The organism is Mesorhizobium xinjiangense (assembly GCF_009749525.1).
Taxonomy (GTDB): domain Bacteria; phylum Pseudomonadota; class Alphaproteobacteria; order Rhizobiales; family Rhizobiaceae; genus Mangrovimarina; species Mangrovimarina xinjiangensis.
Genome location: NZ_WOAC01000017.1, coordinates 1 through 22,595, shown reverse-complemented (window position 1 = coordinate 22,595; position 22,595 = coordinate 1). Strand labels below are relative to the sequence as shown.

Annotated in this window: 23 protein-coding genes and 1 riboswitch; of the genes, 14 read left to right on the top strand and 9 right to left on the bottom strand. The window is 63.8% G+C overall.

All coding sequences use genetic code 11. The features are described from left to right. Nucleotides 1-35 precede the first annotated feature (35 nt). The 3 genes from ugpA to GM909_RS17955 are packed head-to-tail and all read left to right on the top strand — an operon-like array spanning nt 36 to nt 2,858. Nucleotides 36-917: a sn-glycerol-3-phosphate ABC transporter permease UgpA gene (gene ugpA / locus GM909_RS17965; RefSeq protein ID WP_157018380.1), complete on the top strand. Its 882-nt coding sequence runs from the start codon at nt 36-38 to the stop codon at nt 915-917. A gap of 10 nt (nt 918-927) precedes the next feature. Continuing rightward, nucleotides 928-1,764 (top strand): sn-glycerol-3-phosphate ABC transporter permease UgpE, encoded by an 837-nt coding sequence (gene ugpE, locus GM909_RS17960; RefSeq protein ID WP_157018378.1) that lies wholly within the window; start codon nt 928-930, stop codon nt 1,762-1,764. 17 nt (nt 1,765-1,781) lie between these two features. Continuing rightward, entirely contained in the window at nt 1,782-2,858 is a 1,077-nt protein-coding gene (locus GM909_RS17955; protein ID WP_157018376.1) for a sn-glycerol-3-phosphate import ATP-binding protein UgpC, read from the top strand. A 6-nt stretch (nt 2,859-2,864) separates the two neighbouring features. Here the strand turns inward: GM909_RS17955 and GM909_RS17950 are convergent, their stop codons facing one another. Further along, nucleotides 2,865-3,845 (bottom strand): LysR family transcriptional regulator, encoded by a 981-nt coding sequence (locus GM909_RS17950; RefSeq protein ID WP_157018374.1) that lies wholly within the window; start codon nt 3,843-3,845, stop codon nt 2,865-2,867. A gap of 137 nt (nt 3,846-3,982) precedes the next feature. On the opposite strand from GM909_RS17950, the gene GM909_RS17945 reads away from it, so the two are divergent. Both GM909_RS17945 and GM909_RS17940 read left to right on the top strand, forming a co-directional pair. After that, on the top strand, nt 3,983-5,179 hold the full coding sequence (locus GM909_RS17945) for an MFS transporter (RefSeq protein WP_157018372.1): 1,197 nt from the start codon (nt 3,983-3,985) through the stop codon (nt 5,177-5,179). A 28-nt stretch (nt 5,180-5,207) separates the two neighbouring features. Beyond that, complete coding sequence (locus GM909_RS17940; protein ID WP_157018370.1) at nt 5,208-6,242, top strand: aldo/keto reductase; 1,035 nt, start codon at nt 5,208-5,210, stop codon at nt 6,240-6,242. 57 nt (nt 6,243-6,299) lie between these two features. On the opposite strand, the gene GM909_RS17935 is transcribed toward GM909_RS17940, so the two are convergent. Beyond that, complete coding sequence (locus tag GM909_RS17935; RefSeq protein ID WP_157018368.1) at nt 6,300-6,584, bottom strand: usg protein; 285 nt, start codon at nt 6,582-6,584, stop codon at nt 6,300-6,302. Nucleotides 6,585-6,728: 144 nt separating this feature from the next. Beyond that, nucleotides 6,729-7,001, bottom strand: a complete 273-nt coding sequence (locus GM909_RS17930; protein WP_157018366.1) for a hypothetical protein — start codon at nt 6,999-7,001, stop codon at nt 6,729-6,731. 232 nt (nt 7,002-7,233) lie between these two features. Here GM909_RS17930 and acs point away from each other — a divergent pair, with 232 nt between their 5' ends. After that, on the top strand, nt 7,234-9,189 hold the full coding sequence (gene acs, locus GM909_RS17925) for an acetate--CoA ligase (protein ID WP_157018364.1): 1,956 nt from the start codon (nt 7,234-7,236) through the stop codon (nt 9,187-9,189). 236 nt (nt 9,190-9,425) lie between these two features. On the opposite strand, the gene GM909_RS17920 is transcribed toward acs, so the two are convergent. The 4 genes from GM909_RS17920 to thiB form a co-directional block, all read right to left on the bottom strand. Next, complete coding sequence (locus GM909_RS17920; RefSeq protein ID WP_157018362.1) at nt 9,426-10,883, bottom strand: M48 family metalloprotease; 1,458 nt, start codon at nt 10,881-10,883, stop codon at nt 9,426-9,428. 216 nt (nt 10,884-11,099) lie between these two features. Beyond that, nucleotides 11,100-11,861: a thiamine ABC transporter ATP-binding protein gene (gene thiQ, locus GM909_RS17915; RefSeq protein ID WP_268890781.1), complete on the bottom strand. Its 762-nt coding sequence runs from the start codon at nt 11,859-11,861 to the stop codon at nt 11,100-11,102. Further along, the gene (thiP, locus tag GM909_RS17910) at nt 11,858-13,492 is read right to left on the bottom strand and encodes a thiamine/thiamine pyrophosphate ABC transporter permease (RefSeq protein ID WP_157018360.1); all 1,635 of its coding nucleotides are present in this window, start codon (nt 13,490-13,492) and stop codon (nt 11,858-11,860) included. The genes thiQ and thiP overlap by 4 nt, the downstream gene beginning before the upstream one ends. Continuing rightward, complete coding sequence (gene thiB, locus GM909_RS17905) at nt 13,468-14,463, bottom strand: thiamine ABC transporter substrate binding subunit (RefSeq protein WP_157018358.1); 996 nt, start codon at nt 14,461-14,463, stop codon at nt 13,468-13,470. Before thiB ends, thiP begins: the two co-directional genes overlap by 25 nt. A 40-nt stretch (nt 14,464-14,503) precedes the next feature. Further along, nucleotides 14,504-14,619: riboswitch (TPP riboswitch) on the bottom strand. 296 nt (nt 14,620-14,915) lie between these two features. On the opposite strand from thiB, the gene GM909_RS17900 reads away from it, so the two are divergent. The 6 genes from GM909_RS17900 to GM909_RS17875 all read left to right on the top strand — a co-directional run bounded on the left by GM909_RS17900 (nt 14,916) and on the right by GM909_RS17875 (nt 18,941). After that, nucleotides 14,916-15,560, top strand: a complete 645-nt coding sequence (locus tag GM909_RS17900; RefSeq protein WP_157018356.1) for a thiamine diphosphokinase — start codon at nt 14,916-14,918, stop codon at nt 15,558-15,560. A gap of 9 nt (nt 15,561-15,569) precedes the next feature. Beyond that, nucleotides 15,570-17,399 (top strand): ABC-F family ATP-binding cassette domain-containing protein, encoded by a 1,830-nt coding sequence (locus GM909_RS17895; RefSeq protein WP_157018354.1) that lies wholly within the window; start codon nt 15,570-15,572, stop codon nt 17,397-17,399. Further along, a complete protein-coding gene (locus tag GM909_RS17890; RefSeq protein ID WP_157018352.1) occupies nt 17,354-17,884 on the top strand; it encodes a GNAT family N-acetyltransferase in 531 nt (176 codons plus the stop codon). Before GM909_RS17895 ends, GM909_RS17890 begins: the two co-directional genes overlap by 46 nt. 135 nt (nt 17,885-18,019) lie before the next feature. Continuing rightward, nucleotides 18,020-18,274 (top strand): hypothetical protein, encoded by a 255-nt coding sequence (locus GM909_RS17885; protein WP_157018350.1) that lies wholly within the window; start codon nt 18,020-18,022, stop codon nt 18,272-18,274. A 97-nt stretch (nt 18,275-18,371) separates the two neighbouring features. Further along, nucleotides 18,372-18,623, top strand: coding sequence for a type VI secretion system-associated protein TagO (locus GM909_RS26505; RefSeq protein ID WP_157018348.1), 252 nt, complete (start codon nt 18,372-18,374; stop codon nt 18,621-18,623). A gap of 21 nt (nt 18,624-18,644) precedes the next feature. Next, complete coding sequence (locus GM909_RS17875; RefSeq protein WP_157018346.1) at nt 18,645-18,941, top strand: hypothetical protein; 297 nt, start codon at nt 18,645-18,647, stop codon at nt 18,939-18,941. Nucleotides 18,942-19,023: 82 nt separating this feature from the next. On the opposite strand, the gene GM909_RS17870 is transcribed toward GM909_RS17875, so the two are convergent. Together GM909_RS17870 and GM909_RS17865 are read right to left on the bottom strand one after the other, a co-directional pair. Next, the gene (locus tag GM909_RS17870) at nt 19,024-19,347 is read right to left on the bottom strand and encodes a DUF1244 domain-containing protein (RefSeq protein ID WP_157018344.1); all 324 of its coding nucleotides are present in this window, start codon (nt 19,345-19,347) and stop codon (nt 19,024-19,026) included. A 10-nt stretch (nt 19,348-19,357) separates the two neighbouring features. After that, nucleotides 19,358-20,155 (bottom strand): N-formylglutamate amidohydrolase, encoded by a 798-nt coding sequence (locus GM909_RS17865; protein WP_157018342.1) that lies wholly within the window; start codon nt 20,153-20,155, stop codon nt 19,358-19,360. 223 nt (nt 20,156-20,378) lie between these two features. Between GM909_RS17865 and GM909_RS17860 the strand changes: the two genes are divergently transcribed. Both GM909_RS17860 and pyk read left to right on the top strand, forming a co-directional pair. Next, nucleotides 20,379-20,867 carry a DUF1036 domain-containing protein gene (locus GM909_RS17860; RefSeq protein WP_157018340.1) on the top strand — a complete coding sequence of 163 codons (489 nt, stop codon included), beginning with the start codon at nt 20,379-20,381 and terminating at the stop codon, nt 20,865-20,867. After that, nucleotides 20,864-22,300, top strand: a complete 1,437-nt coding sequence (gene pyk, locus GM909_RS17855; RefSeq protein ID WP_157018338.1) for a pyruvate kinase — start codon at nt 20,864-20,866, stop codon at nt 22,298-22,300. Before GM909_RS17860 ends, pyk begins: the two co-directional genes overlap by 4 nt. Nucleotides 22,301-22,595 lie beyond the last annotated feature (295 nt).

Here is a 22,595-nt window from a genome sequence, read left to right as displayed (position 1 = left end):
ATGAGCGCCGGCCCTGCGCCAGCAGATCCCGTATCATGGAAAAGCGCGTCACCTTCGACAACCGGCTGCTGCCGTATCTGCTTCTTACGCCGCAGCTTCTGGTCACCATCGTCTTCTTCTTCTGGCCGGCGGCGCAGGCGCTTTATCAGTCGCTGTTGCTGCCCGATCCGTTCGGCCTCGGCGCGCGCTTCGTCTGGTTCTCGAACTTCGAATATCTTTTCGGCGACTCCTACTATCTCCAGTCCTTCATCACGACGGCGGTCTTTTCCTTCTTCGTCACGCTGGCCTCCATGTCGTTCGCGCTCCTGTTCGCCGTACTCGCCGATCAGGTGATCAAGGGCGAGGGCGCCTACAAGACGCTTCTCATCTGGCCCTATGCGGTGGCGCCGGCGGTCGCAGGCGTCATGTGGCTGTTCATGTTCCAGCCGTCCATCGGCGTTCTGGCCTTCTATATGAAGAAGGCCGGCATTCACTGGGACCCGCTGCTCAATGGAACCCACGCCATGACGCTGGTCGTCGCGGCGGCCGCCTGGAAGCAGATCAGCTACAATTTCCTGTTTTTCCTGGCCGGCCTGCAGGCGATCCCGAAAAGCCTGATCGAGGCCGCGGCCATCGACGGCGCGGGGCGGTGGCATCGTTTCCGCACCATCATCTTCCCGCTCCTGTCGCCGACCACCTTCTTCCTTCTGGTGGTCAACATCGTCTACGCCTTCTTCGAGACCTTCGGCATCATCCACACCATGACTCTCGGTGGACCCGGCCAGTCGACCACCATCCTGGTCTACAAGGTCTATGCCGATGGCTTCGTCGGCCAGGATCTCGGCTCCTCGGCCGCACAGTCGGTCATCCTGATGGTCGTCGTCGGCCTGCTCACCGTCATCCAGTTCCGCTATATCGAGCGGCGCGTGCATTATTGAGGTCGTAGCCATGGTGGAAAAGCGCGGTATTGGGACGATCCTGATGCACGTGGTGCTGATTTCCGGCATCGCGATCGTCTGCTTCCCGATCTATCTCACCTTCGTCGGCTCGACGGTGACCCATTTCGAGATCATCCGCCCGCCCATGCCGCTGGTGCCGGGCCCGCATCTCATCGACAATTACAAGGAAGCGCTCGCCTCCGGCATCAACGCCCCGGTGAGCCGGATGCTGTTCAACTCCTTCATCATGGCGATGGGCATCGCCGTGGGCAAGATCGCCATCTCGATCATCTCGGCCTATGCCATCGTCTATTTCCGCTTTCCCTTCCGCATGCTCGCCTTCTGGGCGATCTTCATGACGCTGATGCTGCCCGTCGAAGTGCGCATCGTGCCGACCTACGAGGTCGCGGCCTCCCTCAACCTGCTCAATTCCTATAGCGGCCTGATCCTGCCGCTGATCGCGTCGGCCACCGCCACCTTCCTGTTTCGCCAGTTCTTCATGACCGTGCCCGACGAATTGGTGGAAGCCGCACGCGTCGACGGGGCGGGGCCGATGCGCTTTTTCAAGGACATCCTTCTGCCGCTCTCGGTGACCAACATCGCGGCCCTGTTCGTCATCCTGTTCATCTATGGCTGGAACCAGTTTCTCTGGCCGCTGCTGATCACCACCAAGCCGGAGATGAACACCATCGTCATGGGGCTGAAGCAGATGATCCCGACGGCCGACGATTACGGCAACTGGCCGGTCACCATGGCCGCGGCGATGCTCGCCATTCTGCCGCCGGTGGCCGTCGTGATCTTCATGCAGCGGCTCTTCGTCAAGGGTCTGGTCGAGACCGAGAAATAGAAAGGCAGCCCATCGCCATGGCGACGATATCCCTTCGCGATGTCAGGAAGAACTACGGAAACACCGAAGTCATTCACGGTGTGAGCCTCGACGTGGCCGATGGCGAATTCATCGTCATCGTCGGACCCTCGGGCTGCGGCAAGTCCACGCTCCTGCGCATGGTCGCCGGACTGGAGCGCATTACCGGCGGCACGATCGAGATCGGCGGCAGGGTGGTCAACGAGCTGGAGCCGCGCGAGCGCGACATCGCCATGGTGTTCCAGAACTACGCGCTCTATCCGCATATGAGCGTGTTCGACAACATGGCTTACGGCCTGAAGATCGCCGGCAAGTCGAAGGCCGAGATCCGCGAGCGCGTCGACAAGGCCGCCACGATGCTGCAGCTCGAACCCTATCTCGCCCGAAAGCCACGCGCGCTTTCCGGTGGCCAGCGCCAGCGCGTCGCCATGGGAAGGGCGCTGGTGCGCGATCCCTCCGCCTTCCTGTTCGACGAGCCGCTTTCCAATCTCGACGCCAAGCTCAGGGTGCAGATGCGCCTCGAAATCAAGCAGATGCAGCAGTCCGTCGGCACCACCTCGCTCTATGTCACGCATGACCAAGTGGAGGCGATGACGCTGGCCGACCGGCTGGTGGTGATGAATGCGGGCGTGGCCGAGCAGATCGACACGCCGATGGAGGTCTACCGCAAACCGGCGACAACTTTCGTCGCCGGATTCATCGGCTCGCCGGCCATGAACATGTTGCGCGGCGCGGCCAACGGCACAGGCTTCGCGCTCGACGGCGGCGGCAGGATCGCGGTGCGGGCGGATGAGCTTGCCGGGCACGACCGGCCCCTGCTTCTCGGCGTGCGTCCCGAGCATCTCGTGCTCGCCGGTGATCGCGACCCCGAATTCGAGCTGTCCGTCATTGCGGTGGAAACGCTGGGCGCCGACACGTTGGCCCATGGCCGGCTTGCTGGCGCCAATGGTACGGGTGACGCGTTCGTCGCACGTCTGCCGGGAAGCGCCCGCGTGTCGGCGGGCGACCGCCTCCCGCTCGTCATCGAGCCGGGCACGGCGCATGTCTTCGACGCCGAGAGCGGCCAGCGCCTGTAGACCCAATCATCCTCTCGCCGGAAGTAGGGGCCGGTCGATTGTCCCCTTCACCATCGCTTCGGGTGGAAGACGCGGCGCCCCGTCGGAGGTGATATTATCAACGAGGAAATCGAGAAAGGCGCGCACGCGCGCGGGCAGATGCTTTCCCTGCCCGACATAGACGGCATAGAAGGTCTCCTCGTCGCCGGGATTGAACTCTTCGAGCAGCGGCACCAGGCGGCCCGACGCGATGTCGTCACGCAGATGCCAGGACGACAACCGCGCGATCCCCATGCCGGCGATGGCGGCCAGGCGCATCGTCTCCCCGTCATTGACCAGTGAACCGCCGACCGGCGGCACGATGATTGGCCGGCCGGCGGGATCGACGAACGGCCAGCCCTCGAAGGCGCGCGAAAAGCAGAAGCCAAGCAGCCGGTGGCGCTCGAGCTCGGCGGGTGTTTGCGGACGGCCATGCGCCTCCAGATAGCTCGGCGCTGCAACGACGGCCATGCGGGTGCGAAGCAGCCTGCGGGCAACCAGATCCGGCGTGCTCAGCGGACCGGTGCGGATCGCCACGTCCGCCCGTTCCTCGATCAGGTCGACGACATGGTCGGTCAGGGCGATGTCGACGGCAACCTCGGGATAAAGCGCCTGGAATTTCGGCAGCAGCGGGATCAGCCGGTGATGGCCGAAGGGCACGTTGGAGTTGACGCGCAATCGCCCGCGCGGCGCGGCGCCCGCCGCAGCCTCGCGTTCGGCGGCGGCGAGCTCGGCCAGGATGCGCACGGAGTTCTCGTAAAACGCATTGCCCTCCGCCGTGACATGCAGGCGCCGCGTCGAGCGGCGGATAAGCGGTATGCCGAGGCGCTCTTCGAGCCGTGCAATGAGCTTCGAGACGGCGGACGGCGTCATGGCGAGGTTGCGGGCTGCGGCAGAGAAGCTCTGCGCCTCGACGACGCGGACGAACACCTCGATCTCGCGGAAGCGATTGGTCTGGTCGATGTTCATCTGTGAATTCATTTCATGGGTAATGTTCCAAATGAATATCTAGCTCATCAATTGCGCGGAGTCCATCTGATGGAGACGGCAGCGCACCACGCCGCCGGTCATTTCCCGAGTTCACCTCCCAGATTGCGGACACTGCCATGCCACCTGCACTCTATGCCCTGACAGCCGGCGCCTTCGGCATCGGCGTCACGGAATTCGTCATCATGGGCCTGCTGCTCGATGTCGGCGCCGACCTCGGCGTCTCCATCTCCGCCGCCGGCCTGCTCATTTCGGGCTATGCGCTTGGCGTTGTCGCCGGCGCACCGCTTCTCGGCGCGCTGACCGGCCGCTGGTCGCGCAAGTCCCTTCTGCTGATGCTGATGGCGGTCTTCACCCTCGGCAACCTCGCCTGCGCTTTGGCTCCCGACTACTGGACGCTGATGGCGGCGCGCGTCTTCACCGCCTTCGCCCACGCCTCCTTCTTCGGTGTCGGCTCCGTCGTCGCCACCGGGCTGGTGGCAAAGGACAAGAAGGCGTCGGCCATCGCCATCATGTTCACCGGACTGACCGTCGCCAATATTCTGGGCGTGCCGTTCGGAACCTGGCTCGGCCAGGCCTTCGGCTGGCGCTCCACCTTCTTCGCCGTGACCCTGCTCGGCCTTGCCGCACTCGCCATCATCGCGCTCCTCGTGCCGCGCGACGAACCAGGCGGAGCCGGGCAGGCGGAGGAATCGGAAGGATCGCTGGCCGTTCTGGCCCGCCCACAGGTGCTGCTTGGCCTTCTGACCACGGTCCTGAGCTGGGTCGGCGTCTTCGCCGCCTTCACCTACATCGCGCCGATGCTCACCCGGATCACCGGATTTGACGAAGCCGCCGTCTCGCCCATCCTGCTCGTTTTCGGCGCCGGGCTCGTCGCCGGCAATCTGGCGGGCGGGCGGCTGGCCGACAAGCACTTGGTCCCGACCGTGCTCGGCAGTCTCGTCGCACTCAGCCTGGTGCTGTTCGTCCTGACCTTCGCCCTCCACGACCGCACTCTCGCCGTCGCAGCGGTCGGCCTGCTCGGCGCGGCGGCCTTCGCCACGGTAGCGCCTTTGCAAATGTGGGTGCTGGAGAAGGCCGAGGGCGCCGGGCAGGGCCTCGCCTCGTCCTTCAACATCGCCGCCTTCAATCTCGGCAACGCCACCGGCGCGTGGCTCGGCGGCGTGGTCATCGATCACGGGCCGGGCCTCGGCGCCCTGCCGCTGGTCGCCTCCTTCGTACCTGTGGCCGCGCTGGCCGTGGCTCTCGTCAATCTTCGCCTCGATCGCGGCCGAAGGCTTGCCGCGGCCGCCTGCGCGCCATTGTCGGCCGATTGAGTTTCACCAACCAACAGGAGCATTCATCATGGATTATCGACGTCTCGGCGCATCCGGCCTCAAGGTTCCCGCGCTCAGTTTCGGCACCGGAACATTCGGCGGATCCGGCCCGCTTTTCGGCGCCTGGGGCAACACCGACGAGAACGAGGCACGACGCCTCGTCGACATCTGCCTGGAGGCCGGCGTCAATCTCTTCGATACGGCGGACGTCTATTCCAACGGCGCGTCGGAGCGCGTTCTCGGCGAGGCGATCCGCGGCCGGCGCGGCGAAGTGATGATCTCGACCAAGATGGCACTGCCGATGGGCGAAGGCCCCAACGATGCCGGCACGTCGCGCGACCGTCTTCTGCGCGGCGTCGACGACGCGCTGAAGCGGATCGGCACTGATTATATCGACCTGTTTCAGCTCCATGCCTTCGACGCCGAGACTCCGATCGAGGAGGTCCTGTCGACCCTCGACCAGCTCGTGCGCGACGGCAAGCTGCGCTATGTCGGCGTGTCGAACTTCTCCGGCTGGCAGATCATGAAGTCGCTCGCGCTCGCCGAGCGCCACGGTTGGCCGCGCTACGTGGCCCATCAGGTCTATTATTCGCTCATCGGGCGCGATTACGAATGGGACCTGATGCCGCTCGGCCTCGACCAGGGCATCGGCGCGCTGGTGTGGAGCCCGCTCGGATGGGGCCGGCTGACCGGCAAGATCCGCCGCGGCCAGCCATTGCCGCAAGGCAGCCGGCTGCACGACACGGCCGATTTCGGACCGCCGGTCGACGACGAACGACTGTTCGGCGTGGTCGACGCCCTCGAAGAAGTGGCGCAGGAAACGGGAAAGACCGTGCCCCAGGTCGCGATCAACTGGCTTCTGCAACGCCCCACCGTATCGTCCGTCATCATCGGCGCGCGCAACGAGGATCAGCTTCGCCAGAATCTCTGCGCCGTGGGCTGGACGCTGTCGGCCGAACAGGTCGCCAGGCTCGACCGGGCAAGTGCGGCCGAAGCGCCCTATCCGCATTTCCCCTATCGGCGCCAGGAAGGCTTTGCCCGGCTCAACCCGCCCGTGGTGTGACGATCGTCATACATGCACGGTAAAACCGAGCCCGTCGGCCTCGGCCGGCGGGCGCAATCAATGCAGGACGAGTTCGCCCTTCACGCTGCGCCATTCGTTCGGCGCGATCAATCGGCGATGGGTAAAGCAGATCGAATGCAGCGGCCCCTCGAGCTTCTCCTTCCAAAAGTCGATAAAGTCGAAAAGAACCGGAAAATCCGGCGCAACGTCGTAGTCCTGCCAGATATAGGTCTGCAGAAGGTGCGGATGATCGGGCATATGGTAGAGGATCTTCGCCGTCGTCAGGCCGTAGCCTTGCAGCATCATCCCCAGATCCGAGGTCTGTTGCCTGCTTTCACGCATGCCAACCCCCAAGCTGTCATTCCTCCCGATGCTCAGCGTGCCCGAACTTTGCTTATCCGTCTACTGAAAAATCTCCGATACGCAAAAAACATCACGCGATATCAGCATGTTAGCAGCACATCGCGGCAAGTGCTGACAGCGGTGTCAGCGAGCGCGCGGCCGGGGCCTCGGGCGCACCGGCATCGGGCGATAGACGATCCAGGGATCGTCATAAAGATCGAAGCGCGCGGCCGCAGCACGGCTCGCCGCCCGGCGATCGAGCTCGAGGCTGAGAAGGCAGTCGGCAAAAGCGTCGGTGCCCGGCCTGAAACCGAACGACCGGCAGTTCTCCTCGTCCTCTGCGCGGCGTTCCTCCGCGGTCACGCATCCGGCAAGCACGGCCGCAACCAGCAGCACGGGTAGAAGGCTAATTCGCATTGCTCGCATTCGTCGCATGGCGGCTCATTCTTAGCTGAAATGACGAAATCGCACCACCGCGTGAAGCGGCGTCGCGTCGCAGCGGAAAATTCGACGGCAGGGAATGCCATCCGGCCAAAGGTCTAATATTGTGGTGCGGCGCGAATTGATAATAATGCGCCCCAATCGGCCGCGTCGCGGGGCAACCTACTGGCGATCGGCGGCCTCTGACAATCCGTTTCGGGAGGGAAGAATGTCCGACGTCCATGTCCATCGCGTGAAATCCGAATGGAAGAAAGACGCGCTGATCGACAAAGATACCTACTTGAAATGGTACAAGGACAGCGTAAAGGATCCGGACAAGTTCTGGGGCAAGCACGGCAAGCGCATCGACTGGTTCAAGCCCTACACCAAGGTCAAGAACACCTCCTTTACCGGAAAGATTTCGATCAAATGGTTCGAGGATGGCGTGACCAACGTCTCCTACAACTGCATCGACAGGCATCTCAAGAAGCGCGGCGACCAGGTGGCCATCATCTGGGAGGGCGACAATCCCTATGACGACAGGAAGATCACCTATAGGGAGCTTTACGGCCATGTCTGCCGTCTCGCCAACGTCCTCAAGTCGAACGGCGTCAAGAAGGGCGACCGCGTCACCATCTACATGCCGATGATCCCGGAGGCGACCTATGCGATGCTCGCCTGCGCGCGCATCGGCGCCGTTCATTCGGTCGTCTTCGGCGGCTTCTCGCCCGATTCGCTGGCCGGGCGCATCGAGGACTGCCAGTCCGACTTCGTCATCACCGCCGACGAGGGCCTGCGCGGCGGCAAGAAGATCCCGCTGAAGGAAAACACCGACAAGGCCATCGCCATCGCCGAAAAGGCCGGCGCCAAGGTGCGCAACGTGCTCGTCGTGCGCCGTACCACCGGCAAGATCGACTGGGTCGACGGGCGCGACCTCTGGTACGACGAGGAGACAGCCAAGGCGAAGGCCGAGTGCAAACCCGAAAAGATGAAGGCCGAGGACCCGCTCTTCATCCTCTACACGTCAGGCTCGACCGGCAAGCCGAAGGGCGTTCTGCACACCACCGGCGGCTATCTGGTCTATGTCTCGATGACGCACCAATATGTCTTCGACTATCATGAAGGCGACGTCTACTGGTGCACGGCCGATGTCGGCTGGGTGACCGGCCACAGCTATATCGTCTATGGTCCGCTCGCCAACGGCGCGGTCACGTTGATGTTCGAAGGCGTGCCGAATTATCCCGACGCCTCGCGCTTCTGGCAGGTGATCGACAAGCACCAGGTCAACATCTTCTATACCGCGCCGACGGCGATCCGGGCACTGATGGGGGCCGGCGACGAGCACGTGAAGAAGACCTCGCGCAAGTCACTGCGCGTGCTGGGCACGGTGGGCGAACCGATCAACCCGGAAGCCTGGGAATGGTATTACAACGTCGTCGGCAACAAGAAATCGCCCATCGTCGACACCTGGTGGCAGACCGAGACCGGCGGCATCCTGATCACGCCGCTGCCCGGCGCGACGGACCTCAAGGCGGGATCGGCGACACGGCCCTTCTTCGGCGTCCAGCCCGAATTGGTGGACGCCGACGGCAAGGTGCTGGAAGGGGCGGCCAGCGGCAATCTGTGCATCGCGGATTCCTGGCCGGGCCAGATGCGCACCGTCTATGGCGACCATGAGCGCTTCATCCAGACCTATTTCTCCGCCTACAAGGGCAAATACTTCACCGGCGACGGCTGCCGCCGCGACGAGGACGGCTATTACTGGATCACCGGCCGCGTCGACGACGTGCTCAATGTGTCCGGCCACCGCATGGGCACGGCGGAAGTGGAATCGGCCCTGGTCAGCCACGACAAGGTGTCGGAAGCCGCCGTGGTCGGCTATCCGCACGACGTCAAGGGCCAGGGCATCTACTGCTATGTCACGCTGATGGCCGGCGAGAGCGGCTCGGACGAGCTCAAGAAGGAGCTGATCGCCCATGTGCGCAGCGAGATTGGCCCGATCGCCTCGCCCGACAAGATCCAGTTTTCCCCCGGCCTGCCGAAAACGCGCTCCGGCAAGATAATGCGCCGCATCCTGCGCAAGATCGCCGAGGACGATTACGGCGCGCTGGGCGACACCTCGACGCTCGCCGATCCGGCCGTCGTCGACGACCTGGTGGAGAACCGGCAGAACAAGCGCGGGTGAACCGCGCCGCACCGAGATCGATGAACCGATCCAACATCTTGAAGACGGCAGGCGTTTGACTGGAGCGCCTGCCGTTGGCTCCTGAAGGCGTGGAACCTTCTTTTCCGTCCGAAACCCCGCCGCTTAGAACATGTCCCGCTCAAACGGAATCGTTTGAGCGAAAGGTACATGTTCCAGCATATTGATTTGGCGCGCATATCTTTGCTTCAAACATTTCCGTTTGAAGCGAACGCGCGCTAGCGGTCGGTGACGATCTTGACCCGATCGCCGGCCGAGACACCGCCGCCGGGCGGCAGGGCGTTGATCAGCCGGAACAGTTCCTGCGCCCGCCCGACGCCTTTCATCTGCGCGGCGAGCGAGGCGACGTTCTGCCCCGGACGCACGGTCACCACGCGCACCCGCAACGGCTTGAGCGCCCGGCGCTCGGCAGCGCTCAGCAGGTGGAAGCTGTTGCCGACCAGTTGCGCGGTCGGCTCGAGCGCCGAGCTCGACGCGGGGGCGGCCGTCAAGAGGCGGTAGACCCGGTCGTCGGCCCTGACCACGGTGACGGCGAACTGCCAGCCATCCGAGCGCGCGCGCGCCGTCGCCGCCTCGTTGCCGTTGATGGTCACGGCGCGCACGCTGTTCCCGTCAAGCCCACCGACCCAGCCGCTCTGGAGATAGTCGGTGAGCTTGATATTGCGGCGCAGCGCCACGCCGTCGAAGCGAATCGCGACATCGCCCGGGCCGGCCGCCGTGACGGCCGTGGCCGAATTGTCGATGACGAAGCCTTCGGGAACCGAGAAGCTGATCCCGAGGCCCGGATGCTGGAAAGTATTGCCGCGCACGTAACCTTCTTCCGGCTTGTCGCCGAACAACAGGCCGTCCACGCCCTCGAGAAAGCTGTCGCGGTCGCGCCGGCCGGTGCCTTCCGGCCCGTATTCGCGGGCATGGCGCCGCGCCAGATCGATGCGCTGCGGCGCATTGGGGTGGGACGCCAGGAAGTCGAGGCTGGTGTCATGCGCGCCGCTGACCGAACGAAGGTCCGAATAGGCCGCCATGGCCTGCAGAAAGCGGGCCGCGGAATAGGCATCATAGCCGGCCTTGGCGGTGGTGCGGATACCGATCTCGTCGGCCTGCAGCTCCTGGTTCCTGGAAAATTGCGCCAGGCGCAGCTTGCCGCGCACCAGGCTCGCCTGGGCGACCGAACCGCCGCCGCCGAGAACCTCGCCGACCACGCGCGAGGCGAGCTGTTCCTCGGCTTCCTTCTTCTGGCGCTGGATACCGTGATTGGCCGTGACATGCCCCATCTCGTGGGCGATCACCGTGGCCAGCTCCGCCGAATCATTGGCCAGCGCCAGCAAGCCCCGGGTCACGTAGAGATAGCCGCCGGGCAGGGCGAAGGCGTTGATGTTGGGCGAGTTGAGAATGGTGATGCGGTAGGTCTGGTCCGGATCGCCCGACGCCGTCGTCAGATTGCCGACGATCTTGGCCACCATGCGCTCGAGTTTGGGGTCGGAATACTCGCCCCCATAGGTCGCCAGGATGCGCGGATGCTGGGCCCGTGCGATCTCCGCCAGCCGGTCGTTGCGCGTCACCGTCTCGACGGTCACCGGATTGTTCGACGGCGTGAACGCGGACTCGCTGATCGGGCCGTTCGCCATCTGGCAGGCGGCGGCAAACGCGCACAGACATGCAACGGCAAGAATACTCATCGCTCGACGCGCGTTCCACGCGCCGTCTGCCCGACCTTCAATTGCAGACATCAGATAGCCAGTCCGAATCCTTCCCGCGACCATGCGACCGGTGCCCACTTCTCCTGGAATTGCTCTAAGACAAGCGACAAACGCCGCCTTGGTTCCGGCCCTGATGCAAACCAATCGCGCTGATTTGGTGAATACTTGGTTACGCTGGCGCCTTCTGCCCAAGAATTATGTCTCCTTCCGGGCAATTGTGTCCCCGGCATCACGAACTTTGCCGCCGAGATAGCGCTGCACCTGCGCCGGCGCCTTTCCCGAGAGCATCGTTGCCGTGTCACCGCTTGCGACGACACACCCATTTTCCAGGAAAATCGTATGCGCGGCAATGCGCAATGCATCGGCCGGATCGTGCGTGACCATCAACACCGTCATGGCGCGGGAACGCTGCAATTCGCCCACCAGGTCCAGCATGTCCCGGCGCAGCGACGGGCCGAGCGAGGCAAACGCCTCGTCGAGCAGCAGCACCGGACGGTTTCTGACCAGAACTCGGGCCAGCGCCACCCTCTGGCGCTCGCCGCCCGAAAGTTCGCGCGGCAGGCGCTTGTCCTTGCCGGCAAGTCCCACCCTCTCGAGCGCGGTGGAAATGTCGTCACGGTCCGCCTCGTCGAGCTTCAAGGACGGTGAGCGCCCGAGCCCGACATTGGCGGCGACGTCGAGATGGGCAAACAGGTTGTTTTCCTGAAAGACCATGGAGACCGGGCGTTCGGCCGGAGCGACGGCCGTATGGTCGCGTCCGGCAAAAAGGATGCGCCCCTGCGACGGCGTCTCGAAGCCTGCTATCAGGTTGAGCAGGGTGGATTTGCCCGACCCGCTCGGCCCGATCAGCGCCGTTATCGCATTGGCCGCGATCGTCGCATCGAAGTGCATCGGCGCGCCGTCATAGCTGAAGCGCACCTTGTCGATCGTGATGTCGAATATTTCCGCTCCGCTCACCGTTTCTCGCCTCCCAGCCTTTCGGCCAGCATGATGAGCAAAAAGCAGAAGACGGCAAGGATGAGGGCGATGCCGGCCGCATCGGCGGTGCGATAGCTGCTCATGCGGGCAAGCAGCAGATAGGGCAGCGTCTGCACCTGCTCGCTGCCGAACAGCGCGATAACGCCGAGATCGCCGATCGAAAGCGCCATGGCAAAGGCGAAGCCGGTCGCCAGCGGCCGGCGCATCACCGGCCAGTCGACGAGCCTCAGCCGCGCCATGCCCGTTATGCCGAGTTGCCGGCAGAGCCTGTCATGGCGGTCGAAGGCCGAATCATGGGCCGGACGAATCGCCCGCACGACGAACGGTATCGCCATCACCGCATTGACGCAGACCACCATGACCGGCGCGAAGGCGAAGGCATCGGCGAACAGGCGCAAAAGCAGGAACCATCCCGCACCGATGATGATAGGCGGCACGACCAGGACGAGCGCCGTGCCGCTGTCCATCAGGCGCTCGGCCAATCCGGCCGGCGAAGAGCGCCGCCGCGCCTCCAGCCGCTTGCGCCCGGAAACGAGCCCGAAGGTGAGAAGGCAACATAGAATGGCGGCGACGAAGGCCAGGACGAGGCTGGTGGCAAGCGCGGCGCGCACCGCGTGTTCCCCGATGAGGCGACCGAGATCGGCTTCCAGCCCGCCTGCGACGATGGCAGCAATGGGGCCACCGACAAAGGCGAGCGCGAGCATGAGCACGGCGGCGTTGAACAGCGTCTCTACCCCTCCGATGGCGGCGTATCGGCGCCGCGAGACGGCAATCGATGTCTCGCCTGCCAGGTCGGCGCCGAGCCGCGCCAGCAGCCAGACGATCGCAATGGTCAGTCCAAGCTGCAACGCGGTCAGAACCAGCGCCCGCGCGGGATCGAAGTCGAAGCGCAAGGCCTGGTAGATCGCCACTTCCAGCGTCGTCGCCGCCGGGCCTCCGCCGAGTGTCAGGACAATGGTGAAGGATGTGACGCACAGCATGAAGACGAGGCCCGCAATGCCGGGCAAGGCGGCGCGCATCGCCGGCCATTCGATGAGACCAAAGGTCGACCATGGCGCCATGCCAAGCTGGCTCGCCAGACGCCAATGATCGGCCGGGATCGTATCGAGCGCCTGCAGAAGAAGGCGAGCGGCGAGCGGGACGTTGAAAAAGGCATGGGCGATCAGGATGCCCGAAAGCCCGTATATGCTCGGCCAGTGCCCCAGCCCCGACGCGCTCGCGAGATCGGCCAGCAGCCCGGCGCGCCCGAAGAGCGCCAGAACGCCGAGCGCCGCCACGATCTGCGGCAGGGCGAGAGGAACGGAGAAAAGCCGCAGCAAGAGCCCGCGGCCGCGAAAGGCGCCGTGCCGCGAAAGGGCGCGCGCCACGACGATCGCCGGCAGAACCGACGCCAGCGTCGACAGGATCGCCTGCAGAAGCGTGAAACGCACCACCCGGGCGAGATAGGGATCGAAGGCGTCGCGAGCGCCCGAAGGATCGCGCGCGCCTTCGGCCACGAGCCCGAGCAGCGCCCCGCCGATCAGAAGGCCAATGAATGCCAATCCGGCGAGGCCGCGCCATTCATGGACCGCGCCGCGCGGCCGTGTCAGCGGCTCATCGCGGACAGCCATTCATCCACCCAGGCCTGGCGGTTGGCCTCCACGGTTTCGGCATCGATCAGCAGCGTCTCTTGCGGCTTCACCAGCTTGGAAAAGGCCGGGTCGAGCGGCTCGCTGGTCTTGCCCGCCGGAAACATCCAGTTGGTCTCCGGTATGACATCCTGGAAGGCCGGACCGGTCATGAAGGCGAGAAACTGCCGCGCAAGCGGGTTCTCGGTTCCCCTCGTCGTCAGGCCGGCGAGCTCGATCTGCAGATAATGACCTTCCGAAAAACCCGCCGCCTGATAGCGCTCCGTGTCTTCGGCAATCATGTGATAGGCCGGCGAAGTGGTGTAGGACAGCACCATCGGCGCCTCGCCGCTGGTGAACAGCCCGTAGGCCTCGCTCCAGCCGGGCGTGACGGTGAGGATACGGTCGCTGAGCTCGGCCCAGGCCTCGCCCGCCTTATCGCCATAGACGGCCTTCATCCACAACAGGAGGCCGAGACCCGGCGTCGAGGTGCGGGGGTCCTGAATGACGATCTTTTGGCCCGCGTCGCCCTCGACCAGTTCCTTCAGGCTGCCGGGGGGCGTGGTCATCTGCTGGGTATCGTAGATGACGGCGAAATAGCCGTAGTCGTAAGGCACGAAGACGTCGTCCGACCAGCCGCCGGGAACGGTGATCGCTGCCGTGTCGATGTTGTGCTCGGCAAATAGCCCCGTCGCCTTTGCCGCGGTCGTCAGATTGGTGTCGAGCCCCAGCACGATGTCGGCCTTGGTCGCTTCGCCTTCCAGCCTGACGCGGTTGAGAAGCGCCACGCCGTCGGCGACCGCGACGAATTCCAGGTCGCAGCCGCATTCCGCCTCGAAGGCCTTTTCGACCTGCGGGCCGGGGCCCCATTCGGCGGTGAAGCTTTCATAGGTGTAGACGGTGAGCGTGTCGGCCGACGCGACCTGCGCGAATGCCGCGGTCGCGGCGGCTGTCAGCAATGTAAATATCCGCATATACGCCTCCTCTCATGCGTTGAAGGGAAATCGAGGCGCTGCTGGTGAAGCGTCTAATCCCTCCGCCGGTGCAAACCGGTTCAGGTTCAGCGGGTTGGCCGGGTCGTCCCGTCAGCCTCTCAGCCGCGCAGATGCGCGGCACCCCGTTAGAGCGGGCCGACCATAGTGTGGTGGTTGCGGCGGTGCAAGGGAGTAGGGGAGTAGGGGAGTAGGGGAGTAGGGGAGTAGGGGAGTAGGGGAGTAGGGGAGTAGGGGAGTGAGATTGATAGGGGCCATAACGCTGTCAAGCGATGCCGACAAAAACCGGTCATTCCGGAAATCGATGTTCGATCATTCGCTTTCCCTGTTGCTCCACGACCTTGCTGCCCTGTTCCCTTACTCCCCTATTCCCTTGCTCCCCTATCTCCCTTCCCTATTCCCCTCCTCCCGCCCACAATGCTATGGCCCCGGCCATGAGCCTTTTCGCGATCCTGTTGGGCGGCGACCTCGTGCGCACGTCCCGCCTCGAAGCCCAGCTTGCCGGCGCCCACGTCATCGCCGCCGATTGCGGCATGCGCCATGCGCCGGGCCTGGGCGTGACGCCCGAACTCTGGGTGGGCGATTTCGATTCCGTCAGCGAGGCCGACATTGCCGCCGCGCCGACCATCGAGCGGCAGGTCTTTCCGCGCGAAAAGGACAAGACCGACGGTGAACTCGCCGTCGAAACCGCCATCGAGCGCGGCGCAACCTCGCTTGTCCTTGTCGGCGCCTTCGGCGGCGAGCGCGCCGACCACGCCTTCTTGCACCAGACCGCGGCCATCAGCCTGGCCGAGGCCGGCACACCGGTCATCCTGACGAGCGGCGACCAGGAGGCCACGCCCCTGCCGATCGCAACGAAGCGCTTCGACTATCCAGACGGCACGGTATTCAGCATCCTGGCCTTCTCAGCGCTCTCCGGGCTGAGCGTCACTGGAGCGCGGTGGCCGCTCGACAATGTCGAGATAGCCTTCGGCTCCTCGCTCACCCTATCCAACGCCGTTTCCGGCGAGCTTGAAATAACGCTCGGCGCCGGACGCGCGTTGCTGCTCGCTCATCTTTCTCCCGACACCAACCGCTGAACCGACACGATGGCGCCTCCGCTTCTCAATCTCGATGATATTCATCTGACCTTCGGCGGCACGCCGCTGCTCGACGGAGCGGCGCTCTCCGCCCAGGCCGGCGACCGCATCGCGCTGGTCGGGCGCAACGGCTCGGGCAAGTCGACGCTCCTGAAGATCGCCGCCGGCCTGATCGAGCCGCAGGACGGCGAGGTCTTCCGCCAGCCGAGCGCGACGGTGCGCTATCTGCCGCAGGCCCCCGACATGGAAGGGTTCGACACCGTTCTGGCCTATGTCGAGGCCGGACTGGGACCAGCCGACGACCCCCATCGCGCCAGCTATCTGCTGGACAATCTCGGCCTGACGGGCGGCGAGCTTCCCGACACGCTGTCGGGCGGCGAGGCGAGGCGCGCCGCATTGGCCCGCGCACTGGCGCCGCGGCCCGATATCCTGCTTCTCGACGAACCGACCAACCATCTCGATCTGTCGACCATCGAATGGCTGGAAGACGAACTCATGCGCGGCTCCTCGGCCCTGGTCACGATCTCGCATGACCGCCGTTTCCTCGAGCGCGTCACCCGGGCAACCGTCTGGCTGGACCGCGGCCGGACCCGCCGGCTCGACAAGGGCTTCGCCCATTTCGAGACCTGGCGTGACCAGGTTCTGGAAGAGGAAGAGCGCGAGCAGCACAAGCTCGGGCGTCAGATCGTGCGTGAGGAGCACTGGCTGCGCTACGGCGTGACGGCAAGGCGCAAGCGCAACATGCGCCGGCTCGGCGAGCTCAACGCCATGCGCCAGCGCCACCGCACGCATCGTCATGCCGAAGGACTGGCGAAGATCGCCGCCGGCGATGCCGCCGATTCCGGCAAGCTGGTGATCGAGGCGAAGGGCATTTCCAAGACCTATGGCGACCAGCCCGTGGTCAGGGATTTCTCGATCCGCATCCAGCGCGGCGACCGGCTCGGGCTCGTCGGCCCCAACGGCGCCGGCAAGACGACGCTTCTGCGCATGCTCATTGGCGACCTCGCGCCGGACGAAGGCAGGGTGCGGCTCGGCGCCAATCTGGAAATCGCCACGCTCGACCAGAAACGCGCCAGCCTCGACCCCGACGAGACGCTGCAGCATTACCTCACCGACGGGCGCGGCGACAGCGTTGTCGTCAATGGCGAGGAGCGCCACGTCGTCTCCTACATGAAAGATTTCCTGTTCAAGCCGGAACAGGCGCGCACGCCGGTGCGTGAGCTGTCGGGCGGCGAACGCGCGCGGCTCGTCCTGGCGCGCATCCTGGCACGGCCGGCCAATCTGCTGGTGCTCGACGAGCCGACCAACGATCTCGACATGGAAACGCTGGACCTGTTGCAGGAGCTCGTCGCCGGGTTCAATGGCACGGTGATCCTCGTCAGCCACGACCGCGATTTTCTCGACCGCACGGTGACGAGCACGCTGGCGCCCGACGGCGAGGGACGCTGGGTCGAATATGCCGGCGGCTATTCCGACATGCTCGCCCAGCGCGGAACCGCCCGCCTCGGCGCACGGGCGGAAAAACCGAAGGTCGACAGCAAGGGCCGGGCGCAGCCTGATAGCAACGCGGCGGCCAAGGGCCAGACGAGGAGCCCGTCCAGAAAACTCTCCTACAAGCAGAAGTTCGCCCTCGAAACGCTGCCCGGCCGGATCGAGGAAGCAACGGCGACGATCGCCCGGCTTGAAACGCGTCTTGCCGATCCCGACTTCTATTCGCGCGACGCCGCCGGCTTTGCCAAGATCACAGGCGAGCTCGACACGAAGCGCGCCGAACTGGCGGCGATGGAGGAGGAATGGCTGGAGCTCGAAATTCTACGCGAGGAACTGCAGGAAAGCTGACGGCCCGCGAGCCCGGCGGCATCCGGCTTCGTCCGCCCCTGCCCGGCGAAAGCGCCGCGCTGACCGCGCTTTGCCTGCGCTCCAAGGCGCATTGGGGCTATTCCGAAACCTTCATGCGCGCCTGCACCAACGAACTGACCTTGCGCGAGAACGACCTCGCCACGGAAACGATCCGGGTTGCCGAAGCGGACGGCACACCGGCCGGCATGGCCGAAATCTCGGTCGCCGGGCACGAAGCATGCCTCGAAAAACTGTTCGTCGAGCCGGGTTTCATGGGCCGCGGCGTCGGGCGGTTGCTCATGGCCTGGGCCAGGGACGAGGCCATGAAACGCGGCGCGACGACGATGACCATCGACGCGGATCCGGACGCGGCCGGCTTTTATCGCCGCCACGGGGCGCAAGATGCTGGCAGAACGCCGTCCGGTTCCATCCCCGGGCGCATGCTGCCGCGGCTGGTGCTCGATCTCGACCTGCGACGACAATAATAGCGCTTATCCCCCGCTTGCCCTCAGCATTCGTTCCTGCCCACAACTATTATAGAGACGCCACAACTCAAAGCTCGTAGTGGTTGATCCAACGGTAATCTTGCGCCACGATGACAAGGCAAGTGGAGGGGGGAAATGAGAGCGGTATTTGTTATTGTTGCCACTGTGGCGAGCGGAAGTGCCGTTGCGGCTCAAAGTGCCTGCATTACCATAGAGAACGATTTGGGCCGTCTGGCATGCTACGATAAGCAAGCCGGCCGCACACCAAGCCAAGAGCAAGTTTCCACACCATCAGGTAGGTGGCAAATTCGAAAAGAGACGTCAAAACTTACTGATCAGACAAACGTATACATAACAATCAAGTCAGAAGAAGAAATCAATTGCGGCTGAAACCGCGGCAAGAAGATAGACGTTACTGTTCGATGTTTTGAGAATACGACTTCACTAATCTTTTCAACGGGCTGCCATATGACATCGAGCCAATACAATGATTATGGGGATATTACATTTAGGATCGACCAAGAAAAAGCTCGCACCGTACGTGGCAACGAATCTACAAACAATCGCGCTAGGATTATGGAACGGCAGTCGATCCATTCCTGTCATTAAGCAGATGCTTGGTAAGTCGCGAATGATCGTCCGTATGACTCCTTATAACGAGAACCCGTTTACAGCGACATTTGACATTACAGGGCTCGAAAATGAAATTGCGCCGCTGCGCGATGCTTGTCAATGGTAAGAAAACAAGGAATCCAAAGCAATGGCAACCACTGTTAGAAAAGAGATTCGGAAGCGCGGCTTCTTTGGCTGGTTTTTTCTTATAGTTTTTTTGGCCTTCAACGGCCTAATGCTACTTTGGCTAGTCAGCTATTGGCAGATGATTGGCGACGGAATATCGAGCAATGATAGTGCTGTTGCGGCTGCTACCGCAATCGGCGGCACAATCGGTACAGGGATGTTGATGTTTATTTGGGTACTGGGTTCTATCATCACAGGTCTACTCGCGCTCGTAACCCGGGGCAGAAAGACAGTCATTACCGAATCTGTTCGAGATTAGCTCACGCACCACGCCTCAATGGGCCTTCAAAGAGACACACTACATACGCGATGTATATCCGAACAAGCGCACAGTGAGTGAATCAGCGCTTTCCCTGTTGATGATCCTTCGGCCGGTTCTGCTCGAAAGCCGCCTTTTGCGCGCCCGAGGCCTCGCTCTGGTGTTTCGCCTGCCATTCGCCGTAGGGCATGCCGTAGACGATCTCGCGCGATTCCTCCTTCGACAGGGCCACGCCCTCGGCCTCGGCCGCCTCGCGATACCAGTTCGACAGGCAGTTGCGGCAGAAGCCGGCGAAATTCATCAGGTCGATATTCTGCACGTCGGTGCGGCCGCGCAGATGCTCCAGCAGCCGGCGGAAGGCGGCTGCCTCGAAATCGCGCTGCTGCTCTGGGGTCAGGTCGGCCATTGCGCTCTCCTCAAACCGGTCCCGTGCGGGATCCGAAAAACTTCACCTCGTGGATATCGGGCTGCTTGTTGATCTCGTCAAGGATCGGCGCCAGTCGCGCGGCCCATTGATGTGCCCCCTCCTCGGTCGCGATCAGGTCCTGGCGGATCTCGATCAGCACATGCGCAAACCCGTTGACGATGGCATGGCGGAACATCGTGTCGCCGCGCAGCGCCCCGTCATAGGGCTCGTTGTCGCCGACGACCAGCATCGGATCGCTGCCGAGCCCCGCCAGCATCGGCTTCACGGCGCGGTCGTCGCTGTCCCAAAGAATGCCGACATGCCACGGCCGCGCCTTGCCCTGCATGGTCGGCGTGAAGGAATGAACCGACACGACGAACGGCGCGCAATTCGATGCTTCGGCGACCGAGGCGATCATCGAGGCGGCCGCATCGTGATAGGGCTGGTAGAATCGCTCGAGGCGCGTTTGCCGCTCCTGCGGCGCCATCGGATAGTTGCCTGGAATGATCGTGCCGTCATAGAGCTGGCGAATCAGCGTCGGATCGTCTTCGCCGCGATTGGGATCGATCAGCAGGCGGGAAAAATTGGCCATGAGCGCCGGTGCATCGAGCAGTTCGGCGAGCCGGCGCGTCACCGTCTCCACGCCGATATCATAGGCGATATGACGCTCGAACTCCGTCGCCGGCAGGCCGAGATCACCATAATCGTCCGGCAGATTGCGGCGCGCGTGATCGGCCAGAATGACGAGCCCGCGATCGCGCGGCCGGTCAATGATCTCGAACGGCGCAAAACTCGGTGAACGGGTCATGGTGGGTTGCCGGATTGTGGAGGATTGGCGAGAAGGACATCCATATCCGCGCGCGGCGCGCCGGCGCAACGCGTTTTTCTCCAAAGATGCACAGACATGCCCAATAAAAGCCGGACGGCGTGCCAGGATCGAGTTGCCGCACGCCGACGCGTTGACATGGTGAGCGACTTTGCCGAAAAGGAACAACGAATGAATGATTTGTCGAGCGAGAAGGGGAGCCGGCATGAGGCTTTCGGGTGCAAGTAGCGCGTCCCGCCTGGTGATCTCGCCCCTCCTTGCTGTATTTGCCGCATTTTTCGTGATATCGGCGCCGTCGACGGCCCATGCTGATTTTCGCGTCTGCAACGCCACGCAGAATCTGGTCGGCGTGGCGATCGGCTACCGGGCGAACTCGGGCTGGATCACCGAGGGGTGGTGGCATGTCGAAGGCTCGACCTGCAAGACCCTGCTCGAGGGGCCGCTGTCGTCGCGCTACTATTATCTCTATGCCGAGGACGCCGAGCGCGGCGGACGTTGGGACGGCCCGATCAATATGTGCATCGCGGAGAGCGAATTCAAAATCACCGGGGTGGAGAACTGCATTCCACGCGGCTTCCAGCGCGCCGGGTTCCAGGAATATGACACGGGGGAGCAGGCAAGCTGGATGGTTCAGTTGACCGACGAACCCGCAACAGACGGCCCGCCGGCCGCCACGGGAACAGGTAGCCAATGAAACGCAGCCGCAAGGTCAGGATTCTCGCCACGCTGGGGCCGGCTTCCTCCGACGAGGCGACCATACGCAAGCTCTTCGAAGCCGGCGCCGACGTCTTCCGCATCAATATGAGCCATGCCGACCACGACCTCATGCGCAGTCTCGTCGGCCGCATCCGCGCGGTGGAGCGCGCCGTTGAGCGCCCGATCGGCATTCTGGCCGATCTTCAGGGGCCGAAGCTGCGCGTCGGCACCTTCAAGGACAAGTCCGCCGCACTCAAGCCGGGACAAACCTTCACGCTCGACGACAGGGACGAGCCCGGTGATGCCACGCGCGTCCACCTGCCGCATCCAGAGATCCTGAAATCGGTGAAGCCCGGAGAGCGGCTGCTCATCGACGACGGCAAGTTGCAGCTGGAAGCGGTCAAGTCGAACGGCAAGGCGATCGAATGCGTGGTCGTCGCCGGCACGAAGATTTCCGACCGCAAGGGCGTGGCGCTGCCCGACACCGAACTGCCCGTCGGCGCGCTGACCGACAAGGACCGGCGCGATCTCGACGCGGTGCTGCAAACCGGCGTCGACTGGATCGGGCTTTCCTTCATCCAGCGCCCGGAGGATCTCGCCGAGGTGCGCAAGGTCGCGCGCAACCGCGCCGCGCTGATGTCGAAGATCGAGAAGCCGCAGGCCGTGGCCCGGCTGAGCGAGATCATCGAACTGTCGGATGGGCTGATGGTGGCGCGCGGCGATCTCGGCGTGGAGATGCCGCTGGAGGCCGTCCCCGGCCTGCAAAAGCAGATCACCCGTGCGGCGCGACGTGCCGGCAAGCCGGTGGTCGTCGCCACGCAGATGCTGGAATCGATGATCACAGCCCCGGCGCCGACACGCGCCGAGGTCTCGGATGTCGCCACGGCCGTCTTCGAGGGCGCCGACGCCATCATGCTGTCTGCCGAATCGGCGGCCGGGCAATATCCGGTCGAAGCCGTGACGACCATGAACGCGATTGCCGAGCAGGTCGAGCGCGACCCGACCTATGCCGGCATCGTCTATGCGCAGCGCACCGAGCCCGAAGCGACTGGCGCCGACGCCATATCGCTGGCGGCGCGCCAGATTGCCGAGACGCTCAACCTGTCGGCGATCATCTGCTACACGGCGTCCGGCACGACCGGGTTGCGCGCAGCACGCGAGCGCCCGCAGGTGCCGATCATCACGCTGTCGCCGGTTGTCGAGACGGCGCGCCGCCTGTCGCTCGTCTGGGGCACGCATTGCGTGGTCACGCCGGACGCCGCCGATCTCGACGACATGGTGGACCGCGCCTGCCGCATCGCCTTCGCCGAAGGTTTCGCGCGGCCCGGCGATCGCGTCATCATCACTGCCGGCGTACCGCTTCGCACGCCCGGCGCGACCAATTTGCTCCGCATTGCCTATATCGGGTCGGACGGTCTGAGCGGAATTTGAAGGTATTGGAGCAATTCCAGGAGAAGTGGGAACCGGTTCTCCGTCCGGAATTGCGTCAAATCAAAGCATTGGGTCGGCGAACCGATTCCGTGAAGGGTGAGCGGATCTAGAGCAATTCCAGGAGAAGTGGAAACCGGTTCTCCGTCCGGAATTGCGTCAAATCAAAGCATTGGGTCGGCGAACCGATTCCGCGAAGCGGTGAACCGATCTAGCAGGTTGCTGAAGAAGCCGCCAATTTTGCCGGCATTTCTTTGATGGGCGTTTTCTGGCGTGTCTTTACGTGATCCTTGCGATG